7 protein-coding genes are annotated in these 5,316 nt (G+C 39.3%); 6 read left to right on the top strand and 1 reads right to left on the bottom strand.

The window, feature by feature from the left end; translation table 11 throughout:
• Window positions 1-179: 179 nt before the first annotated feature.
• Window positions 180-659 carry a YslB family protein gene (locus WDC_RS08735; protein WP_044011480.1) on the bottom strand — a complete coding sequence of 160 codons (480 nt, stop codon included), beginning with the start codon at window positions 657-659 and terminating at the stop codon, window positions 180-182.
• A 150-nt stretch (window positions 660-809) separates the two neighbouring features.
• On the opposite strand from WDC_RS08735, the gene murI reads away from it, so the two are divergent.
• The 6 genes from murI (at window position 810) to WDC_RS08705 (ending at window position 5,226) form a co-directional block, all read left to right on the top strand.
• Window positions 810-1,613, top strand: a complete 804-nt coding sequence (murI, locus tag WDC_RS08730) for a glutamate racemase (RefSeq protein WP_044011479.1) — start codon at window positions 810-812, stop codon at window positions 1,611-1,613.
• Window positions 1,613-2,212 (top strand): XTP/dITP diphosphatase, encoded by a 600-nt coding sequence (locus WDC_RS08725; RefSeq protein WP_044011478.1) that lies wholly within the window; start codon window positions 1,613-1,615, stop codon window positions 2,210-2,212. The genes murI and WDC_RS08725 overlap by 1 nt, the downstream gene beginning before the upstream one ends.
• Window positions 2,209-2,727 carry a metallophosphoesterase gene (locus WDC_RS08720; protein ID WP_044011477.1) on the top strand — a complete coding sequence of 173 codons (519 nt, stop codon included), beginning with the start codon at window positions 2,209-2,211 and terminating at the stop codon, window positions 2,725-2,727. Before WDC_RS08725 ends, WDC_RS08720 begins: the two co-directional genes overlap by 4 nt.
• A 119-nt stretch (window positions 2,728-2,846) precedes the next feature.
• The gene (gene cbpB, locus WDC_RS08715) at window positions 2,847-3,326 is read left to right on the top strand and encodes a cyclic-di-AMP-binding protein CbpB (protein WP_044011476.1); all 480 of its coding nucleotides are present in this window, start codon (window positions 2,847-2,849) and stop codon (window positions 3,324-3,326) included.
• Window positions 3,327-3,343: 17 nt separating this feature from the next.
• Window positions 3,344-4,054 (top strand): 2,3,4,5-tetrahydropyridine-2,6-dicarboxylate N-acetyltransferase, encoded by a 711-nt coding sequence (gene dapD / locus WDC_RS08710; protein ID WP_044011475.1) that lies wholly within the window; start codon window positions 3,344-3,346, stop codon window positions 4,052-4,054.
• Window positions 4,055-4,068: 14 nt separating this feature from the next.
• Window positions 4,069-5,226 (top strand): N-acetyldiaminopimelate deacetylase, encoded by a 1,158-nt coding sequence (locus WDC_RS08705; protein ID WP_044011474.1) that lies wholly within the window; start codon window positions 4,069-4,071, stop codon window positions 5,224-5,226.
• Window positions 5,227-5,316 lie beyond the last annotated feature (90 nt).

Below are 5,316 nucleotides of genomic sequence, written 5' to 3'. Positions count from 1 at the left end.
CGCAGTTTTTGCCCAGCCTCTTTTATGTACCTAAGCAAGAGCCAAGATCACCAATTGCTTTAATGATTATTAATATGGACATCGGAGATAATCTGTCTTATTACTCATGTTTAAAAAAAATTTAAAAAAAAGCGGCTGATGCAAAAATATATTTTTTGCTCAGCTGCTTAAAAATAAGATTATTCTGTTTGTGCTGGCTCAATCTGCAGAAACTCAATCGGCTCTGTATCAAGCGAAGGATCCTTCAAATCAGATTGAGCTACAATTTGGACAGTTCCTTTTTTTTGTTCCACAATCTGCGCTTCGGTAATTGCATTTGTTTGAAATTCAATCTGTTGGGCAATGAAGCCCGTTTCTAGATTAAAATCAGCTTGGTTCAATTTTAATCTTTCTGTGACGATTGGACCACTGATCTGCCAAGTTTGTTGCTTGGCTGATTTTTTTTGTAACTCTAAGTGCCCAAAACCGAGTTGAGTAAAAATAGTTATTAATTCGTCAGGATTGGATACAGGAAATTGGTGGGCAAGATTTTTGCCAGCCCAATATAAAATACCGCCGGTTTCTTCTCCTAAAATTGCTGGGATTAAAACATCACGAAGAACGCCGTGGTTGAGACCAACAGCGCCGTGTAACAATTGATCATATGTTGATTGCGACATAAGTGTGCTCCTTTTTTGAAATCATAGTTATTATACAGGTTTAAGAAATTACTGTCAGTTAAAACTCGATTAAAATTGTTAATATTGCTTGAAAAACAAGCGATTTAAGGCAATAATTAAGTTTCAGGAAAATCGGAAGGATGATTAAATATGGATAACCGACCAATTGGGGTTATGGATTCGGGTGTGGGCGGATTAACCGTTGTCAAAGTGTTACAACAAGAATTACCAGACGAATCAATTGAATTTGTTGGTGACCAGGCAAGATTACCATACGGTGTGCGCCCCAGCGAACAGGTACGTCAATTTAGTATGCAGATTGCACAATTTTTATTGCGGCATGATATTAAGTTACTTGTAATTGCATGTAACACTGCCACAGCAGCAGGGTTGCCTTATCTTCAAGCCAATTTGCCTATTCCAGTGATTGGCGTCATTACACCAGGCAGCAAGGCGGCACTTAGTCTGCCTAAACATCAAAATATTGGTGTTATCGGAACACAAAAAACAATTGAAGATCAGGCATATAGTTCTGTAATTAACCAATTAGAGTCACAAGTTAATGTGATCGGACTAGCTTGTCAGGAATTTGTGACACTAGTGGAAGATGATTTAGCTGGTAGTCAAATGGCTCAGCAACAAGTGACCGACAAATTAGCCTTTTTCCAGGACAAGGCAATTGATGCACTAATTTTAGGTTGTACTCATTTTCCATTGTTAACTAAGGAAATCAGTCAAACATTGGGCAGTGAAATTCCATTGATTGATCCAGGTGCAGCCACTGTAGCTGATGTGCGACAGTTATTAACCGAACGAAATTTATTTGCCAATACGGTGACTAGCAGTGCTAATTTTTATACTACTGGCAACCCACAAAAATTTAACGAAGTAGCTAGCAAATGGTTGCAAAATGATCATTTGACAGTTAGCCAGATTAGGCTGGGTGGAGAGTGATGAATACTATCGTAATTGCAACCAACAATATCAATAAAGCGCAAGAATACCGTGTAATGCTGCAATCTAAAAAAATTACAATTAAAACATTGGCAGACTTTGCAACGCCAATTAAAATTAATGAAACGGGAACTACTTTTGCAGCAAATGCGTTGCTCAAAGCACAGGCTGTAGTCGATTTAACCAAACTACCAGTGATTGCAGACGATTCTGGGCTAGTGGTTGATGCGCTTAATGGCGAACCAGGAGTTCACTCGGCCCGCTATGCTGGTGATCACGATGATATAGCTAATAATCGGAAATTATTGCACAACTTGCAGGGTGTTTTGAACGAAAAAAGAACCGCGCATTTTAATACAACATTAGTTGCACTAAAACCAAACGGAAAAAAGCTAGTGGTAACTGGCGAACTCAATGGTATTATTTTGGCTAGACCACAGGGAAATAATGGTTTCGGCTATGACCCACTATTTTACGTTCCAACTAAGGATAAGTCATTGGCTCAATTGACGACATCACAGAAGAACGAAATTAGTCATCGCGGCCAGGCAATGAGGCAATTAATGCAGCAATTTGAAGAATGGTGGCAGCAAGCATGAAAGTTTTAGTGGTCAGTGATAATCATTTTGATCGAGAAATTTTGGTAAAATTAGCAGCACAGTACAAGAATCAAGTTGACTTGCTGATTCATTGTGGTGATTCGCAGTTGCCAGCGAGTGACAGTTTATTTAGTGAGTTTATTACTGTACAGGGAAATAATGATTTTGATGATCAAATTCCACAAACCAGGTTAATAGACGAACAAGGAGATCGTATTTTAGTAACCCATGGCCATTTACAAGACGTCAATTACACGATGACCAAGCTGAAATTATTAGGTCAAGAGAATCATGCGACGATTGTTTTATTTGGACATACGCATAAATTAGGCGTAAAAATGGACGAACATGCACTGTTTTTGAATCCAGGAAGCATTAGTCTGCCGCGGGGCGAATTCACTGCTATCGGTGGCACGTATGCGATTATTGATATAACCGACAAACAACTTAAGATTCAGTTTTACAACCGACAATTGGCAGCAATCAAAGAACTGTTTTTTAGTTTCAGTCGTTAGGCTAAATATGAACATTAATTGAGCTCAATCTTAAAATTGTTCAAATCTCAGTTAGTTAATTACTTAAAAAGGCTGTAATTAGATACAATGAAGTCAGTTGTCAAAGGAGGACCTAAGATATGATTGATCCAGCAGTTGCACAAATGTTGACTAAGCATCAAGAAAAGTTCTTAATCCCAGGTAATGTTGTTGCTAACGTGATTGATACGAATAATTTGTATCATGCTTTTTTGGTACTGACAAAGGTCCACTATGCTAAAATTATTGTTCTCGACAAAGATGGTAAGTACCGTGGCTTACTTTCCTTAGCGATGATTACTGAACAAATGTTAGAAACAGAAACAGTGGCAGTTGAAAAATTAAAACATATTAGAGTTGAACAAGTAATGCAAACTGATGCGCCAACAATTGTTGATCCATACGACATTGAACAGGATTTGCATTTATTAACGGATCAACCATTTTTACCTGTTGTTGCTGATAATGGTGATTTCACCGGTATTGTAACGCGACGTGAAATGTTTAAAGCAATTAATTATCTTGTTCATGGTATTGATCAGGAATATGATATTATTAGTAAACATAGAGTTAAAGAGTAGAAACGGAGGAAAGTAATGTGGCAAAATTAGATGCACAAACAATTATTGATTATATTGGCAACTCAGAAAAGAAAACTCCAGTGAAGGTTTATGTTCGTGGGGATTTAGCTGAACTGAAATTTCCTGCTACTATCAGACCGTTTGTGGAACGACAAAGTGGTGTTATTTTCGGTGATTGGAAAGATGTTAAGCCATTTCTTAGTGCCCATCAAAACGAAATTAAGGATTATGAAATTGAAAATGATCGGCGCAATTCAGGAGTACCATTGCTGGACATGAAAGAAATTAATGCCCGTATTGAACCTGGGGCTGTTATTCGCGAACAAGTGTTAATTGGAGACAATGCAGTTATCATGATGGGCGCGCAAATTAATATTGGCGCTGAAATCGGTGCCAACACGATGATTGATATGGGAGCAGTCCTTGGTGGTCGCGCCATTGTTGGTGAAAATTGTCACATTGGTGCTGGAACAGTGCTTGCTGGAGTGGTCGAGCCACCTTCGGCTCAACCAGTTATTGTGGAAGACAATGTCTTAATTGGAGCTAACTGTGTCGTTCTTGAAGGAGTCCATATCGGTGCTGGTGCAGTGGTTGGTGCTGGTGCAGTGGTAACCAAAGATGTTGCAGCTGATACAGTCGTTGCAGGTGTGCCTGCCAAAAAGATCAAAGACATTGACGCTAAAACAAAGAGTAAAACCGAATTAATGGACGAATTGCGTAAACTGTAGGATGGGTGGCTAACATGACGTTATCAAATGAAAATTTATTAAATATTTACCGCCATTTACATCAGTTTCCTGAGTTGGGATTAGAAGAATTTAAAACGCACGATTATCTATTGACGACAATCAAGCAACTGCCTCAACAATATTTAACGATTAAAGAAGTTACTCAGCTACCAACAGCATTATTGGTGAAAGTGGTAGGCAAGACCCACGACCGATTAATTGGTTATCGGACGGACATTGATGCACTACCTGTGCAGGAACAAACTGGGTTGTCATTTAGTTCCAAAATTAAGGGTCAGATGCACGCTTGTGGTCATGATATTCACATGACGGTGGCGCTGGGTGTTTTAAGCTATTTTGCTAGTAATCAACCAGCTACTGATTTGCTGTTTATCTTCCAACCATCAGAAGAAAATCACAGTGGTGGAATGCAGCTGTATCAAAGTGGGGCTTTAGCCGGTGATTGGCTGCCTGATGAAATTTATGCCTTGCATGATAACCCGCAACTACCGGCTGGGGCAATCGGTTGTTTGAATGGTACGTTATTTGCGGGTACCTGTGAAATTCATGCAGATTTTAATGGTAAAAGTGGCCATGCCGCATACCCACATAATGCCAATGATATGGTGGTGGCTGCCAGTGCTTTTGTCATGCAAATTCAAACAATTGTGAGCCGTAATGTGGATCCAATCGAAGGTGGTGTAGTGACATTAGGTCATCTAACTGCAGGTGACACGGGTAATGTTATTGCCGGACACGCCCATGTGGACGGCACAATTCGAGCGTTGACACAAACTAATAATCAACGGATGCAACAACGGGTAAGAGCCATTGCAGAGGGTGTAGCATTAACTTATGGTTGCGAAGTGTCACTTAAATTACATCAAGGTGGTTATTTACCAGTTGAGAATAATTCGGCAATTACCGCTGATTTTATGGGTTATATGCGTGCTGCCGATGGTGTTAATTTTATTGAAACCAAGCCAGCGATGACTGGTGAAGATTTTGGCTATTTAATTTCTAAAATTCCGGGCACCATGTTTTGGTTGGGCGTCGACAGCCCATATTCACTGCATAGTGAAAAAATGGCACCTAATACAGATGCTATTGCGGCGGGAGTTAGTGCAATTACAGGTTATTTGGAACACCGATTTACAACGATTGCAAACTAAAAAAACATAGTGAGGTTTGTAGACTTCACAATTAGTTTTTTATTGTTCATTAAATTAGTATATGTGCTTGTCTGATAGAGCTTAGGTAAG

The organism is Paucilactobacillus wasatchensis (assembly GCF_000876205.1).
Taxonomy (GTDB): domain Bacteria; phylum Bacillota; class Bacilli; order Lactobacillales; family Lactobacillaceae; genus Paucilactobacillus; species Paucilactobacillus wasatchensis.
Note: the sequence above shows the minus strand (reverse complement) of the source record. Positions and strands in the feature narration are given on the sequence as shown.